The organism is Cryobacterium tagatosivorans, from assembly GCF_004402215.1.
In the GTDB taxonomy this organism is placed as follows: Bacteria; Actinomycetota; Actinomycetes; order Actinomycetales; family Microbacteriaceae; genus Cryobacterium; species Cryobacterium tagatosivorans.
Map to the genome: position 1 here is coordinate 1 of NZ_SOEZ01000039.1, position 15,017 is coordinate 15,017.

Sequence of the window (15,017 nt, forward strand, 5' to 3'; positions counted from 1 at the left end):
CCGCGGCTGCGGCCGCCCTGGCCGCGGCAGCACGCGCGGCCGCGGCGCGCGCCGCAGCCGCGACCCGTGCGGCTTCGATTGCGGCGAGGCGCTTGCGCTCGGCAACGCCGGCCCGATAGCCCTCGGCGGTCCTGGCTTCCGTGTCCTGCATGAACGTGAGTTGCGCGGCGAGCTCGACGCCCTTGTCCTCGGACTCGGCCAGGGCCCCGGCCGCGGCATCTGCGGCGGCCTGCGCGGCCACCAGCGCGTCCTCGGCGGCGCGACGGAGCTTCTCCCGCTCCGCCTTGGCAACCTTCGCCTGGTCGCCGAGCGCCTGGGCCGTGTTCTTGGCGGCCTGGGCCTGGTCGTAGATCCCGGTGCTGCGTTCGACGAGCTTGCTCATGCTGCCGAGCTTCGAGAGCAGTTCGTCGGCACCCTTGCCGGAGGCCTCGCCATCGAGGAAGAGGTTGACACTGAGGTCGGTGCCGCCGGTGCGGTAGAGCTGGGCGGCCAGCTGGCCCGCCTGCCGGGTCGCGGCGTCCGCCGTCTTCGCGCTCTCGTCTGCCTGCGCCTGGAGCGACTCGGCACGACGGGTGGCCTCGTCGAGGTCCTCCTGGGCGACCTCGAGTTCGGCAGCGCGCGCATCGGAGGCCGCCTGGGTCTCGGCGACCTGGGTCTGCAGGCCGGCGATGAGGCTCCTGATCTCGGCCACCTGGGCCCGCGCGGTGGAGGTGTTCGACTTGGCGTTCTGCAGGTCCTGCCAGCTGGGGTACTTGATGGCCTGCGCCGGTGCGACCGGGCTGGCGAGGGTCACGGCCAGGGTGAGGGCGGCGGTGAAGCCGATGACGGTCATCAGGCGCGGCTTTGAGATTCCGGCCCACGCCGCGCTTCCGCGACCGACCAGGCGCGACACCGTCCCGCGCTCGATCGCAGTTCCCGTGCGCTTCATTATTCCCCGATCAAGTGCTCACTATTCACATTCGTCACTGTGTTAACTCCGTTCACAGTAACAAACCGGACGCGGAGGCGCCCGGTTTGGACCGAATCTAACCCGCGGCCCGCCGAAACCGCGGCAATTCACGGGCGCGGTGGGAAGTGACGGCGCACGCCCGGAATCGCGGATTCCCGCGGCGGCACGCCGTGCGCGACTCGATTTGGGCAAACGAGCATCCAGACCGTATGCTTACTCGTCGGAAGTCATGCGGTTCGTGACGACACGGCCCCATCGTTTAGCGGCCTAGGACGGCGCCCTTTCACGGCGTTAACACGGGTTCGAATCCCGTTGGGGCTACACAATTGAATATAGAAATACACTATAAAATGGTTCTCATAGCGAGGCCCTGTAGCGCAGTTGGTTAGCGCGCCGCCCTGTCACGGCGGAGGTCGCCGGTTCAAGTCCGGTCAGGGTCGCAAAGCAACAAGCCCTTTCGAAAGGAAGGGCTTTTGCCTTAGAAAGTCACCTCTCGAGGTCTCTTTCTGGCCCTGTAGCTCAGTTGGTAGAGCGTTCGACTGAAAATCGAAAGGTCACCGGATCGACGCCGGTCGGGGCCACGAAGGCCACTCCCAGGCTTCTACTCGGGGGTGGCCTTTTTTGTGCCCGCGGCAGCCCCGGGCCGGTCGAATTTTGCCCCCCAATGTGGTTACAGCACGCGTCTGCGGATTTGGGGTATGTTCGGCACGTGAGTAGCTGAGATTCCTTCATGTTTCCCAGCCGCTGAAGGCGGGGGCCCCTAAGCCCCCGGCCCGATGGACCGCCAGGTCCCGCACAGCGCCGTACCCGCACAGCCCCGTACCCGAACTGCCCCGTACCTGAACCTGTAAACCCGAACTGCAGGGAATGACCCGTGACAACGCTGACGATTCGTCGACCCCTTCGTCGACCCCCCGTAACCGACCTCCGCCGGGCTGCCACCCGCGCACGCCACCGCGTCGCGCGAGCCGCCGGGCCCCAGGCGGTGACCACGCGATGAGCGACCCCAAGCCGCGCCTTCCACTGATCGGCCCCCTGCCCCTCGGGCGCCGCCCGAGGCTCCGGATCGTCGGCCCCGCCACCGAGCCCGCGTCGCGACCTCCCGTTGATGCCCAGACCTCCGGTGTCCGGTGGGCCAGGCAGTACCAGGCCAAACTGCGCCTGACCGACGTCGGGATCATCGTCGTGGCCGTGTCGGTGGCCCTGCTCGCGCGTTTCGGCGTCGAGGGAGCCCAGGCATCCATCGGCGGCTTCCAGGCCGACTACTGGGCCGTGGCCATCCTGATCGCGGCCACCTGGGTCGCCACCCTTGGCGCATTCCACACCCGGGATTCCCGGGTGGTGGGGATCGGCGCCTCGGAATACAAACAGGTCGCCAATGCGAGCGCCCTCGCCTTCGGGCTGCTGGCCATTGGCTTCCTCGTCTTCCAGGTCGACATCGCTCGCGGTTTCTTCATCCTCGCCTTGCCGTTGGGCGTCGTCGGCCTCCTGCTGGAGCGCTGGCTCTGGCGCAAATGGCTGCTCCACCAACGGCATTTCGGCCACTACCTGGCCCGGGCGATCGTCGTCGGCAACCGTGAAGACGTCGAGTACGTGGTCAACCAGATCGACGAGAAATCCGGCGCCGCCTACTACGTCGTGGGCGCCGCGCTCCAGGAGGGCACCGGGGACAGCGTCAACGCCGGCGACCATGAGGTGCCGGTCGTGGCCGACTTCGATCACGTGGCCGACGCCGCGGCCGCCATGGGAGTCGACACCGTCATCGTGGCCGGGCAGCCCAAGGGCGGGAGCCAGTACATCCGCACCCTGGGCTGGGAACTCGAGGGGACATCCGCCGAACTGGTGCTCTCGAGCCGGCTGACGGATGTCGCCGGACCCCGCATCCACTTCCGCCCGGTCGAAGGCCTGCCCCTCATCCACGTGGAGATCCCCCATTTCGAAGGTGCCAAGCACGTGCTCAAGCGCACCCTCGACGTCGGGGCCGCGTTCGTTGGGCTCCTGCTGCTGCTTCCGCTCCTGGTCGTGATCGGGATCCTGATTCGGATCGACGGCCCCGGCCCCATCCTCTTCCGGCAGGAACGCTGCGGCCGCAACCAGCGAACATTCCAGATGCTCAAGTACCGCTCGATGGTGGAGACCGCGGAAGACGACCTGGCCGGCCTGCTCGACAAGAATGAGGCCTCCGGCGTGATGTTCAAGATCCGCAACGACCCCCGGATCACCCGGGTCGGCCGCGTTCTCCGGAAGTACTCCCTCGATGAGCTGCCCCAGCTGTGGAACGTTCTCATCGGCGACATGAGCCTGGTCGGCCCCCGGCCGCCGCTGCCCCGGGAAGTGGACGGCTACGAGGTCCATGTCCACCGCCGCCTGTACATCAAACCCGGACTCACCGGCATGTGGCAGGTGAACGGCCGCTCGGACCTCAGCTGGGAGGAAAGCGTGCGGCTCGACCTCTACTACGTCGAGAACTGGTCGCTCACCGGCGACCTGATGATCCTCTGGCGGACGCTTCGGGTGCTCACCCACCCGACCGGTGCGTACTGACCCCGGCACGAAGGCGAGAAACACCTGACTGGTATAGGCGCGAGTTGTTAAGGGACAGACGGATGGGCACAGGACAACAGGTACGGGCGGGGGAGATCCCCGGAGCGCCGCCCCGGGCCGCGGACAGCCTGGTCGAACTCGCGGCGCGCGGGCTGCGGCATTCCTTCATCCCCGAGCAGGCGGCGTTCGCGCAGACCGTGCGGGCGGTCCGCACTCCGACGACGGTCGAGCTCGTGCGCGAGGGATCCAGCCTGCGCTACTCCGCGATCGTCGCCCTCGGCCTGGCCACCCTCGGGCCGGACGACCAGGGCCAGGTCCTGGCCGGGCGGAGCGCCGGGGACCTGGCCGCCTCCGCGAGCGAGCGAGCCGCGGACTCCCCCGACCCCGGAGCCGTGGCCCTCGCGGCCTGGGCGGCCGCCGAGGTCGGCGGGGCGCCGGACACCGCCCTCCTGCGGCGCCTCTCCGGCTTCCTGTCCAAGGGCTCACCCTTGCCCACCGTGGACACGGCCTGGATGCTCGCGGCGGCCGTGTCCTCGCTGCGCGCTTCGGGCGGCGAGGACGCCCTCTCCAGCGGGATCGCCCGGCGCGCTCGCGACCTCCTCCTGGCGGCGCAGGGTCCGCAGGGGATCTTCCCGCACGCCCTTCCGGCGGCCTCGCTCGGTCGCTGGCGCGCCCACATCGGCTGCTTCGCCGACCAGGTCTATCCCATCCAGTCCCTGGCGCGGCTGGCCGCGTTGACCGGCGACCCGGAAGCCCTCTCGGCGGCCAATCTCGCCGCCCAGCGAATCTGCGCCCTGCAGGGGGACGCCGGCCAGTGGTGGTGGCACTACGACGCGCGAGACGGCTCCGTCGTGGAAGGCTTCCCGGTCTACAGCGTGCACCAGCACGCCATGGCCCCGATGGCGCTGTTCGACCTCGCCGAGGCCGGCGGCGACGAGCACGAGGCCTCGATCAGCCGCGGCCTGCGCTGGCTGGACACCCACCCGGAGGTCCTCGAGGACCTCGTCTCCGAGCGTCACGGCCTGGTCTGGCGCAAGGTCGGTCGCCGCGAGCCCGCGAAGGCCGCCCGCAGGCTCTCCGCCGTGACGACATCGATCAGGCCCGGCTGGCGCCTGCCGGGCATCGACACCGTGCTGCCGACCAGCCAGGTCGACCATGAGTGCCGCCCCTATGAGCTCGGGTGGCTTCTCTACGCCTGGCGCCCGCCCGGCCCCACCAGCGCCGGCCCCGACGGCGCCAGCGCCGCCGGCGGCCGCCCCACCAGCACGGAGGAGCCGACATGAACACCTGGCTCGGTCGCCATGCGGGCCGAATGCGCGCCCGTCAGCCGCTCTTCGGCCTCGAAATCGACGCCCTGGCCATGGACGAGGTCCTGGTACGCGCCCGCCGGGCGGTCCTCGACCACCAGAGGTTCCTGGTCGGCGTCGTGAACGCGGCGAAGATCGTCAACATGCGCAAGGACGAAATGCTGCGCGACTCCCTGCTGGAGGCCGATGTCCTGCTGGCCGACGGGCAGTCGGTCGTCTGGGCGAGCCATCTCCTCGGCCACCCTCTCCCCGAACGCATTGCCGGGATCGACCTCTTCGAGCGCCTGCTCGAGTTCGCTGACCGCCAGAACCAGTCCGTGTACTTCCTGGGCGCCCGGCCGGACGTCCTGGGCCGGCTGGTGGAGCAGGTCGGTACGCGCTTCCCCGGGCTTCGCATCGCCGGCGCCCGGGACGGCTACTTCACCCCGGAGCAGGCGGACGACGTCGCGCGCGACATCGCGGCGAGCCACGCGGACATGCTCTTCCTCGGCATCACCTCGCCCAAGAAGGAGATCTTCCTTGCCCGGTTCGGGGACACCCTCGACGTGCCCATCCTGCACGGCGTCGGCGGATCCTTCGACATCATGGCCGGGGTCACCCGACGGGCACCGAGGACGTGGCAGCTGCTCGGCTGCGAGTGGGCGTTCCGCCTGCTCCAGGAACCCCGGCGGCTCCTCAGCAGGTATTTCTCGACCAACACGGCGTTCATCGCCCTGACCGTCCGGGAACGGATCCACCCCACCGCCTCGTACTCACCGAGCCGCCTCGCGGCCGGCACGGAACCCACCGATGGATGACCTCTTCGGCGGCCGGGTCGCCATCCTCGGCCTCGGCTACATCGGCCTGCCGACGGCGGTGGCGCTGGCCACGAGGGGCATCGAGGTCATCGGCGTCGACATCAACGACGCCATCGTCGAGGCGGTGTCGCTCGGGAAGGTCCCCTTCGTGGAACCGGACCTGGCCATCGCCGTCAGCGGCGCCGTCAGCGTCGGCGGGTTGACGGCGACGACGGTTGTGCCAGAGGCCGACGCCTTCATCATCGCCGTTCCGACGCCGTTCCTGGATGACCGGACCGCCGACCTGTCCTACGTCAGGAACGCCGTCGCCCAGATCGCGCCGATGCTCCGGAGCGGCAACCTGGTCGTGCTGGAGTCCACCTCCCCGCCCGGGACCACCGACCAGGTGAGCCGCTGGCTCGGGGACCTCCGGCCCGACCTGCGCCTCCCGCACGAGGCGGACGGGCTATCGGACATCTTCGTCGCCCACTGCCCCGAGCGGGTGCTGCCGGGGCGGATCATGATCGAGATGATCACCAACGACCGCGTGATCGGCGGCGTGACCCGCCGGTGCGCGGACAAGGCGGCGTCGCTCTACCGGGTCTTCACCCAGGGCCAGATCCTGACCACCGACGCCTCGAGCGCGGAGATGGCGAAACTCGTTGAAAACGCCTACCGCGACGTCAACATCGCGTTCGCCAACGAGCTGTCACTGATCAGCGAACGGTTGCGCCTCGACGTGTGGGAGATCATCCGGCTGGCCAATCACCATCCGCGGGTGAACATCCTGACCCCGGGGCCCGGCGTCGGCGGCCACTGCATCGCGGTCGACCCGTGGTTCATCGTCGGCGCGGCCCCCGACCTCGCCCGGCTGATCCGGACGGCCCGGGAGGTCAACGATTCCAAACCGCTTCATGTGGCCCGGCAGGTCGTGGAGAAGGCCTCCCGCTTCCGGGAGCCGACCATCGCCTGCCTCGGCCTCACGTTCAAGGCGAACATCGACGACATGCGGGAGAGCCCCGCCGTCGATGTCGTCGTCGCGATCGCCGACGCGGGACCGGAGTTGGACATCCGCGTGGTCGAACCGTTCACCACCCGCCTGCCGGCCGAACTCGCCGGGCGCCCCAACGTGCGCCTGCAGGGCCTGTCCGAGGCCATCGATGAAGCCGACATCGTCGTGCTCCTCGTCGACCACGATCAGTTCAAGACGTTCCCGAAGTCCCGACTCGAAGGCAGGGTCATCTTCGACACCAGGGGCGCGTGGCGCTGAGCCCCGACGGTGAACTCCTGCGGGCGCGGGCCTGAGCCGAGGAAGTGCTCGATGGCTCCCAGGACCCGGTTCGACGCCCAACCGTCGCCGTAGGGGTTCACCGCCCGCGCCATGGCCTCGTACGCGGCGGGGTCGTCCAGGAGCGCGGCGGCCTCCGCCACGATCCGGTCCTCGTCGGTGCCGATCAGACGAACCGTTCTCGCCTCCACCGCCTCCGGGCGCTCCGTGGTTTCCCGGAGGACGAGCACGGGCTTCCCGAGGCTGGGAGCCTCCTCCTGGACGCCCCCGCTGTCGGTGATCACGAGATAGGAGGCGGCCATGGCATAGACCATGTCCACGTAGTCGAGCGGATCCGTCACGAGCACGTTACGCAGGCCCGCCAGCGGAGGCAGGAGGACGCCGCGCACGGTCGGATTCAGGTGCGCGGGCAGCACGAAGACCACGTCCGGATAGGCCAGGGCGAGCCGGGCGATGGCGCGGGCGATGCGGGCCATCGGCGCACCCCAGTTCTCGCGGCGATGACTGGTCACCAGCACGACCCGCCCGGCGTCGCCCAGGCCGGCCAGCGCCGGATTGGTGGGCGGGAGACCGCGCGCCGCCATGTCGAACAGGGCGTCGATCACGGTGTTGCCGGTCACGTGGATCCCGTCGCCGTCGACGCCCTCGGCCAGCAGGTTCGCCCGGGCCCCCCTGGTCGGAGCGAGATGGAGCGAGGTCAACGCCGTGGTCAGGCGCCGGTTGATCTCCTCCGGGAAGGGGTCATACCGGTCCAGGGTGCGGAGTCCCGCCTCCACGTGCGCCACCGGGACCTGCGCGTAGAAGGCGGCGAGCGCGGCCGAGAAGACCGTGGTCGTGTCACCCTGCACGACCACGAGATCCGGCCGCTCGGCCTCGAGGATCGGGCCGAGCCCCTCCACCACGCCCGCGGTGATCCCGGCCAGGTTGGGGCGACCGCTGATCAGGTCGAGATCGTGCTTCGGGGTGATGCCGAAGAGGGAGTTGACCTGGTCCAGCATCGACCGATGCTGCCCGGTGACGACGATCACCGGCTCACAGGTCGCCGAGTCGTCCAGCGCCCGGATCACGGGGGCGAGTTTTATCGCCTCCGGTCGCGTCCCGTAGACCACGAGGACCTTGTGCATTGACAAACCCGGACCTCTCCTCTAGTGACTGGGGCACTACCTGATCAGCGCCGAAGAACGGTGGAAGAACCTCGGCCGGGTTTCGGCCGACCTGCCCCTAATGTCGCCGGATTTTCCTGTTCTGTAAAGGCTCACAGCTCCTATTCGAGGTATTCTCAGGCTTCCGGATGGAGTTGGCTTTGGCCGAAAGGCAGTGTGAAGATGGAAGCTCGGGTAGCGCATTTGGGGGGCTCTTCTGCCATTTCCTTCGGGCGAATGACTAGCGATTTCTGCTGCATTCAAGCCTCAAATCCGCTTGGAGTTCCACAATGAAACACCGCCTTATACAGTCACGCCCTCGGACAGTGATTCCCCTCGTCGCCGCCATCTTCGCGACCGTGCTGGGACTCGTTGCCGGGGGCCTGAACCTGAACGCGTCGTTCAGCAGCGCGGCAACCCTCACCGCCGGAGCCGAGACTCTCTGGGGCACCGCAGCCCCGCTCCGCTCCGCCGTCGCCGGCGAAACCAACAGCGTGGAGCTGGGGACGAAGTTCACCCCCTCCGTCTCCGGCAAGGTCGTCGGCGTGCGCTACTGGAAGACCAGGGAAAACCGCGGCACCCACGTCGGCAACCTGTGGAACGGCAGCGGCAAGCGCCTGGCCTCGGCGAAGTTCTCCTCCGAGACCTCCGGCGGCTGGCAGACCGTGAAGTTCGCCACCCCGGTCGCCATCGCGGCCGGCACGAACTACGTCGCGTCCTACCTCGCCCCCAGGGGCCGGTACAGCTCCACCCCGGACTTCACGGCGACCTCCCTCTCGTCGAAACTGCTCTCCGCCCCGTCCTCGGACAGCGGCGTGTTCGCCTACGGGGCGACGACCTCCTTCCCGACCAAGTCCTGGCGTTCGTCCGGCTACTGGGTGGATGTGCTCTTTGTGCCCAGCACCACGGCAACCGCGACGCCGGCACCGGAACCAGCGCCCGCACCGGCGCCCGAGCCGGCCCCGGAACCAGCGCCCGCTCCGGCACCGGAGCCCGCGCCGGCACCAGCCCCGGCACCCGAGCCCGCGCCCGCCCCCGCACCGGCACCGGAGCCCGCACCGGCTCCCAGCACGATCGGGTCATCCTTCGCCAATTCCGGTAACACCGGCCCCGCTGCCGCAGGGTTCACTCCCACGCAGAAGTACACCGGGCCGCTGACCATCACCACGGCGGGAACCGTCATCAAGAACCAGATCATCCCCGCCGGACTGCGCATCGAAGCGAATGACGTGACGATCCAGGGCAACATCATCGAGGGCCCGACAGACGAGTCATGGGACCAGGCCGCACTCCACGTCGTCGGCGATCGAGTCAAGATCCTCGACAACACGATTCGCGGGAAATCTGCCACCGACTGGACCCAGACCCCCATCAACGGCATCAAGCTGGTGGGCCAGTACGTCGACTTCAGTCGCAACAACGTCTACTGGATTTCCGGTGACGGGGTCAGCATCTACGGCGACAACGCGAACCTCGTGGGCAACTGGGTGCACGACTTCGTCTTCCGGGACGGCGGGGTCCACTACGACGGACTCCACTACCCCGGGCAGGCCGGGGACGACACGACGGCCCCCGCACTGATCAAGGACAACACCGTAGAGATGTGGGTGTCCGGGGGCACGAGCGGAATGACGGCGGCGATGGGCTTCCCGGATGTCGCAACCAGGATCGTGGTTGACCACAACCTGGTCGCCGGCGGCAACTACACGATGTGGGGCGGTGGTTCGGGCATCACGTACACCGACAACCTGTGGTGGACCAAGTTCTCGCCCAAGGTCGGTTACTACGGTCCGACCGCGTACATCGGCAAGATCGCCCCGGTCACCTGGACGAACAACCGGTACACCAGCGACGGGGTGACCCCGGGCGCGCTGCTGTCCGGCTACTAACGGCCCGCCCCGTGTTTGCCTCCCCCGGCGCGGGCTGATCCACACGACGAGAGGCTCCGCATCGGAGTGAGTGCGACTGCACTCACTTGATTGCGGGGGCTCTCGTTCGTGTCCGCGCGGGGACGAGGCCGCCGCTCCCTTGAGCGGGAGAGCGGGTCACGCTAACATCACCCGACGACACGCATGATCGCCACGGGACCCGCGCCCACGAACCGGAAGGGGGCTCTTCTTCCGTGATTCCCATCCCTCCACCGCCGGCACCGACCGCCATACCCCGACTGGCCGTCGCCCTGTCCGCAGGCCAGGAGCCCGCAGCGTGGCGGGCCCGGAACGCGGCAGGGCAGGTCGCCAGCCCGTGGCCCTACGCGCTCAACCTTCTCGAGCGACAGTTCACCCTGCTGCCGATCGTCTCGGACAAGCTGGGCCCCGGCCGGTTGGCCCGGCTGTGGCTCAGGTCGTTGACGGGCTTCCGGAACACCCCGGGCAACCGGGAGACGGCCGAGGTGGAGTACTCCCTCTCCTGGGACGAGCACATGGCCCTCCGCTCCCTGGCCCTCGTGAACGCGAGGCGGTACGTCTCCGGCCTGATTTGGCTGTCCGATGATGTCGCCACCGGCACAGAGCGGCTCAGGAGACTCCTGTTCCGGTCTGTGCTGCGCGAGCTTGACGGGATCTTCTTCTCCAGCCGGGCACAGCTCGAGATCACACGGTCCTGGCTGAGGAAATCGAGCATTGCGCTCGAGTGGATTCCGATGGGGGTCGATCCGGATTTCTTCCCCCGGTACGCGTATCCGGCGTCCCCGTTTGTGTTCAGCATGGGCTCCGACAAGCACAGGGATCCCGAGACGCTCGGTCGGGCGCTGGCGCTGGTCCTGGACAGGAACCCGGAAGCGGAAATCCTCGTCCAGACCAACCGCCCGGAGGCGTTCCCTCGCGGGATTGAGACCGTCGAACGCCTGGGCGGGGAGGACATCCGACGCAATTTCGAGCGAGCGAGTGTCGTCGTCATTGCCACATTGCCGAACGTCCACGTCTCCGGAATCACGGTGGCGCTCGAGGGAATGTCATCCGGCCGGCCGATTGTCATGACCGCCAACCCCGGACTCGACGACTACGTGCGAGAGGGTGAGAGCGGCTTCCTGACTCGACCGGGCGACCCAGAGGAGTTTGCGGCCAGGATTGCCCAGATCCTGGCCGACCCGGCCATGGGCGAGCGGATGGGCCTCTCGGCTCGGCACTCCGTGGACTCCACGTTCAACGTGACCGTCATGAATGACGCAATCGCACGTTTCATCGCCGGGATACCCCTGGACGGTCCTCCCCGACGCTGAAGCTGCCCGGACTGGCCGCCCCGTCGCGTCACGAGCTGGGTCGAGCCACCCCTCGCACATTGCCGAGCAGGGCCCACGCCGCGGCGCGACGGGTCGGCCGCGCCGCGCGGATCAGTTCCCCGAGGAAGACCCCCGACCAGAACAGCGCCGTGCGTGCCGCCCCGTGACGAGACCGGAACAGCTTCACGCGGTTCCGGGACAAGAGCGAGAAGAGAGCCGGAGACTCGTGGGACTCACCCTCATGATGAACGGCGACGGCCTCGGGTGTGTACCTGAGTGCGAACCCCGCGTCCCGGGCCCGGAGTGCGAAGTCCGTTTCCTCGGAATAGAGGAAGTAGGTTTCGTCCCAGGCGCCAACCCGGGCCAGGCACTCCCTCGAGATGAGCATGGCCGCCCCGGTTGCCCAGTCTGCTTCGGTTCGCCGGTCATAGGCCTCCGCCCGTGTTTCGACCTCACCGAGGGGCGGAAAGCGGCCGGCCCTCCGGCCACCGAGGAGCGCCTCCCCCCACGCCCTGAGCACGGTCGGCTCCCTGCGGAGCGACAGGCGGAGCGCACCGAATTCATCCACGAGCCTCGGGACGACGATCCCGGCTCCCGATTCCCGGAGTTCCTCCAGCATCGACTGAATTGTGGTCGGCCCGAGCCGGATGTCCGGATTGAGCAGCAGGTAGCTGTCGCAGTCGCCTGCGGCCGCCATCCCGGCGTTCATCCCGGCGGCGTAGCCCGCGTTGCGCCCCGCCTGGAGGACCTCGGCATCGGGCATGAGCTCGCGCACGACCTGCACCGTGCTGTCGGATGAGGCATTGTCGACCACGATGAGCCTGACCGACCCGTCGAGGCGGGAGCCCTGGACGGATCGCAGGAGGCCCTCGATGACGCCGGCGCTGTTCCAGGTCACAACGACGACAGCTACGCGTGTGTCGTGTCCCGACCCCATAGACGTGCCCTCCGCCCAATCCCCGGCGCCGGAAATCTTTCGCGCTGTTCGACATTCTCACGCCGGTCAAACTGCGCTTTAGTGTAGCTTGTACCCCCAACCTCCCGGGAGGAACCGACCATGCCCCACGCGCAGCCATCGGCGACGATCGTGATTCCGGCCCACAACGAGGTGTCCGGGCTGGGCCGGCTCCTTCCTCTCCTGCTCGGGTCGGCCGCCCCCGGGGAGTTCCGGGTCATCGTCGTCTGCAACGGGTGCTCCGACGGGAGCGCGGCCGAGGCGCGGAGGCACGGCAGCGACGTCGAGGTCGTCGAGCTGGCCCAGCCCTCCAAGGCCGCCGCACTCGCCGCGGGCGGAGCCCTGGTCCGGGCCTACCCGGTCGCCTTCGTGGATGCCGATGTCGCCCTCGACACGGAGAGCGTTCGCGGGCTCGTGGCCCTCCTCGGCCGGCCGGGGCTCCTCGCGGCCGCTCCGACACGTCGACTGGAGCGCGGGCGAGTCTCCCGCCCCGCAGGCTGGTACTACGACATCTGGGAGCGACTTCCCGGCGTGAGAGCAGGGCTCTTCGGCCGCGGCGTCATTGTGCTCTCCGAGGCCGGCTTCCGCCGAGTGTCGGCCCTGCCCCAATTCGTCTCCGACGACCTCGCCTTCTCCGAGTCGTTCCAGCCGGGCGAGCGCGGCATCTCCGAAGACTCCGTTGTGTCCGTCTGGCCGGCGCGGACCTGGCGCTCCCTCGTGCTGCGCCGCGTGCGCGTCGTGCAGGGCAATCGTGAACTCCATGAGGCCGGGCGAGTCTCGGAATCCGCGTCGACGAGCGTCGGCGACCTCCTCGGGATCGTTCGAGCGGAACCCCGGATGGCAACCCGGCTCCCGGTCTTCCTGGTGACGACGATCCTCTCCCGGCTGCTCGAGCGCCGTATGCGCGGGAGTCGGACCAGCACGTGGATGCGCGACGAGACGAGCCGGGCGACATGACCCGCGGTCGACGTGACGGGGCGCCGAAGGGCAGGTTCGGCAACCAGGACTGGGCCGGGCTCGTCGTCATCATGTCCGGAGTCTCCTGGGACGACACCTGGCTTTCGGAGAAACACCTGGCCATCCACCTGTCGCGTTATCTGCCGGTGCTCTTCGTCGACCCGGCAATCTCCTACCTGACCCCGCTCAACAAGCCGGCCCTGCGCGGGTCGACCAGGGGGCCGCGCCTGCGAGTGGTCGACCGGAACCTGGCCAGGCTGACCCCGATCACGATCCCGGGCATCAGCCGACGCGGGCTGCGCGACATCGCGGCCTGGGCCACCCGGCGCAGCATCGCTCGCGCGGTCCGCCGCCTCGCCGCACGGCCCGCGGCGCTCGTGGTCGCCTCCCTCGACGACGTTTTCGACGCGTGCGACGCCGGGATGAAGGTGATGTACGGCACCGACGATTGGATCGCCGGCGGCAGCCTGATGGGCCTGCCGACGGCGTGGCTGCGGCAGCGCGAGCGCGCCCAGCTGCGGAAGGCGGACGTGGTCGTGGCCGTGTCAGACACGCTGGCCGCCCGGTGGTCGGCGGAGGCTCGGTCCGTGGTCGTCATACCGAACGGATGCGACACCGACCACTTCTCTCGCACGGACGCGGCGCAACCCGCCGAGGAAGTGACCCTGCCCGACCCGGTGGCGGGGTTCATCGGTCACCTGTCGGACCGGATCGACATCGACGCGCTGGAGCGAGTCGCCGAATCCGGCGCGTCGCTCCTCCTCATCGGGCCGCGCCAGTCGACGTTCGACCTGGAACGGATGGATGCCCTGCTGGCCCACGACAACGTCCAGTGGGTCGGCCCCCAGCCCTTCGAGCGACTGCCGTCGTTCATGAAGCGGATCGCGGTGGGCCTCACCCCCTACACCGACAGCGATTTCAACCGCAGCAGCGATCCCCTGAAAACCCTCGAATACCTGGCCGCGGGCAAGCCCGCGGTGGTCAGCGATCTGCCCAGCACCCGGCGGATACCCGCTGACCTCATCGACGTCAGCCCGAACTCGGACTCCTTCGCCGACCTGGCAGGGCGGGCCCTCGCACGCGGGACGGACGCCGAACTGGCGCGCAAACGCATGGACTATGCCCGAAGTCAGAGCTGGGATGCGCGGGCGCGCGACTTCGTGAGGCTGTTCGAGGGTTCCTGAGGACCGTCGGGCCCGTCCCGGTGTCCCGGCCCTGGGCCGGCTCCCCGCGCAGGTCCGAGGCTGCCGAGGATGCCCAGGGTCAGCATGACGCCGGCCAGGACCGTCGCGGCGAGAGCTCGGACTCGACTGCCGTCCTCCACGCGGAGCTGGGGCGCGGGCGGGTTGAGCCGCGTGCGGACGCGGTCTTCCGCCGGGACGGCCTCGGCATCCTGCATGCGGGTCAGGGTGGACTCCACCGCCTGGAGGGCGCGCGTCATCTGGCTCTGGGCCTCCGCCCGGGTCGCCCCGACGGCCTGCACATCCAGGACGGGGTCATCGAACTGGTACTTCCATTGCCCGCCCGCATTGACGTGCCTCACCTCGAACCCGTCGTGGTAGCCCGCACGCGCCAGGGTGACGTCTCCCGAGACGGACTCGGGTATGTCGCCCGTTCCCCGGATTTCCCGCGCCACCGCCCCTGCCAGGTGGACCAGCGACCTGGAGCTGTCGGCGTAGCCGTTCGGTTCGTCGGAGATCGGCGGCAGGAGAACGACCCGCACGTGCGAGGAATAGACCTCGGGGACCGATATCACCCAGAAGACGGCGGTGGCCGTCAGCAGCAGACCGGCCAGTGTCACGCCCCAGCGGCGCACCGCGGAACCGAGCAAATCCCAGATGGTCATGGCGCGGCGGCTCCTCTGGACAGGGCGCACCAT

The 15,017-nt window shown here is 69.0% G+C and carries 11 protein-coding genes, 3 tRNA genes and 1 pseudogene; 11 read left to right on the forward strand and 4 right to left on the reverse strand.

Annotation, left to right across the window (positions count from 1 at the left end; genetic code table 11):
* Positions 1-928 (reverse strand): annotated as a pseudogene (locus E3O23_RS07785) (hypothetical protein); the annotation flags it as partial.
* 269 nt (positions 929-1,197) lie between these two features.
* Between E3O23_RS07785 and E3O23_RS07790 the strand changes: the two are divergent.
* The 7 genes from E3O23_RS07790 (at position 1,198) to wecC (ending at position 6,846) form a co-directional block, all read left to right on the forward strand.
* Positions 1,198-1,270, forward strand: a tRNA-Glu gene (locus E3O23_RS07790).
* A 45-nt stretch (positions 1,271-1,315) separates the two neighbouring features.
* Positions 1,316-1,389, forward strand: a tRNA-Asp gene (locus tag E3O23_RS07795).
* A gap of 68 nt (positions 1,390-1,457) precedes the next feature.
* Positions 1,458-1,530, forward strand: a tRNA-Phe gene (locus E3O23_RS07800).
* Positions 1,531-1,945: 415 nt separating this feature from the next.
* A complete protein-coding gene (locus tag E3O23_RS07805) occupies positions 1,946-3,493 on the forward strand; it encodes a sugar transferase (RefSeq protein ID WP_134489806.1) in 1,548 nt (515 codons plus the stop codon).
* A 62-nt stretch (positions 3,494-3,555) separates the two neighbouring features.
* The gene (locus E3O23_RS07810) at positions 3,556-4,776 is read left to right on the forward strand and encodes a prenyltransferase/squalene oxidase repeat-containing protein (protein WP_134489808.1); all 1,221 of its coding nucleotides are present in this window, start codon (positions 3,556-3,558) and stop codon (positions 4,774-4,776) included.
* The gene (locus tag E3O23_RS07815; RefSeq protein ID WP_198415155.1) at positions 4,773-5,597 is read left to right on the forward strand and encodes a WecB/TagA/CpsF family glycosyltransferase; all 825 of its coding nucleotides are present in this window, start codon (positions 4,773-4,775) and stop codon (positions 5,595-5,597) included. The genes E3O23_RS07810 and E3O23_RS07815 overlap by 4 nt, the downstream gene beginning before the upstream one ends.
* Positions 5,590-6,846, forward strand: coding sequence for a UDP-N-acetyl-D-mannosamine dehydrogenase (gene wecC, locus E3O23_RS07820; RefSeq protein WP_134489810.1), 1,257 nt, complete (start codon positions 5,590-5,592; stop codon positions 6,844-6,846). Before E3O23_RS07815 ends, wecC begins: the two co-directional genes overlap by 8 nt.
* Here wecC and wecB read toward each other — a convergent pair.
* On the reverse strand, positions 6,774-7,988 hold the full coding sequence (gene wecB / locus E3O23_RS07825) for a non-hydrolyzing UDP-N-acetylglucosamine 2-epimerase (RefSeq protein WP_134489909.1): 1,215 nt from the start codon (positions 7,986-7,988) through the stop codon (positions 6,774-6,776). The two genes, wecC and wecB, sit on opposite strands and share 73 nt — an antisense overlap.
* 344 nt (positions 7,989-8,332) lie before the next feature.
* Here wecB and E3O23_RS07830 point away from each other — a divergent pair, with 344 nt between their 5' ends.
* Both E3O23_RS07830 and E3O23_RS07835 read left to right on the forward strand, forming a co-directional pair.
* On the forward strand, positions 8,333-9,895 hold the full coding sequence (locus tag E3O23_RS07830) for a DUF4082 domain-containing protein (protein WP_166790446.1): 1,563 nt from the start codon (positions 8,333-8,335) through the stop codon (positions 9,893-9,895).
* 233 nt (positions 9,896-10,128) lie between these two features.
* On the forward strand, positions 10,129-11,226 hold the full coding sequence (locus E3O23_RS07835; protein ID WP_134489814.1) for a glycosyltransferase family 4 protein: 1,098 nt from the start codon (positions 10,129-10,131) through the stop codon (positions 11,224-11,226).
* A 28-nt stretch (positions 11,227-11,254) separates the two neighbouring features.
* On the opposite strand, the gene E3O23_RS07840 is transcribed toward E3O23_RS07835, so the two are convergent.
* Entirely contained in the window at positions 11,255-12,163 is a 909-nt protein-coding gene (locus tag E3O23_RS07840) for a glycosyltransferase family 2 protein (RefSeq protein ID WP_134489816.1), read from the reverse strand.
* Positions 12,164-12,283: 120 nt separating this feature from the next.
* On the opposite strand from E3O23_RS07840, the gene E3O23_RS07845 reads away from it, so the two are divergent.
* The gene (locus E3O23_RS07845; protein ID WP_134489818.1) at positions 12,284-13,138 is read left to right on the forward strand and encodes a glycosyltransferase; all 855 of its coding nucleotides are present in this window, start codon (positions 12,284-12,286) and stop codon (positions 13,136-13,138) included.
* Positions 13,135-14,322: a glycosyltransferase gene (locus E3O23_RS07850; RefSeq protein ID WP_134489820.1), complete on the forward strand. Its 1,188-nt coding sequence runs from the start codon at positions 13,135-13,137 to the stop codon at positions 14,320-14,322. Before E3O23_RS07845 ends, E3O23_RS07850 begins: the two co-directional genes overlap by 4 nt.
* On the opposite strand, the gene E3O23_RS07855 is transcribed toward E3O23_RS07850, so the two are convergent.
* A complete protein-coding gene (locus tag E3O23_RS07855; RefSeq protein WP_134489822.1) occupies positions 14,268-14,984 on the reverse strand; it encodes a hypothetical protein in 717 nt (238 codons plus the stop codon). The two genes, E3O23_RS07850 and E3O23_RS07855, sit on opposite strands and share 55 nt — an antisense overlap.
* Between the last annotated feature and the right edge of the window lie 33 nt (positions 14,985-15,017).